The organism is Micromonospora sp. AP08 (assembly GCF_008085935.1).
Taxonomy (GTDB): domain Bacteria; phylum Actinomycetota; class Actinomycetes; order Mycobacteriales; family Micromonosporaceae; genus Micromonospora; species Micromonospora chersina.
Genome location: NZ_VSEZ01000050.1, coordinates 1 through 252, shown reverse-complemented (window position 1 = coordinate 252; position 252 = coordinate 1). Strand labels below are relative to the sequence as shown.

1 pseudogene is annotated in these 252 nt (G+C 75.4%); it reads left to right on the top strand.

The window, feature by feature from the left end:
- Window positions 1–105: 105 nt before the first annotated feature.
- A pseudogene (locus FXF50_RS30075) lies at window positions 106–252 on the top strand (dipeptide/oligopeptide/nickel ABC transporter ATP-binding protein); the annotation flags it as partial.

The following is a 252-nucleotide window of genomic DNA, read 5'->3' as shown; positions in this document are numbered from 1 at the left end:
GCTGCGGGCTGCCGGGGAGGCGGGGCACCTCGTGGCCTGCCACCTGCCGGCCGAGGAGCGCACCCGGCTCTACCAGCAGGACATCGCCCAGGTGGGAGTGGCCCGATGAGTACCGAGACCGAGCCGCTGCTGCGCGTGCGGGGGCTGACCAAGCACTTCCCGGTGCGCGAGGGCTTCCGCGCCAAGGGCGCCGTCCGGGCCGTCGACGGCGTGGACTTCGACGTGCGCCCCGGCGAGACGCTGGGCCTGGTC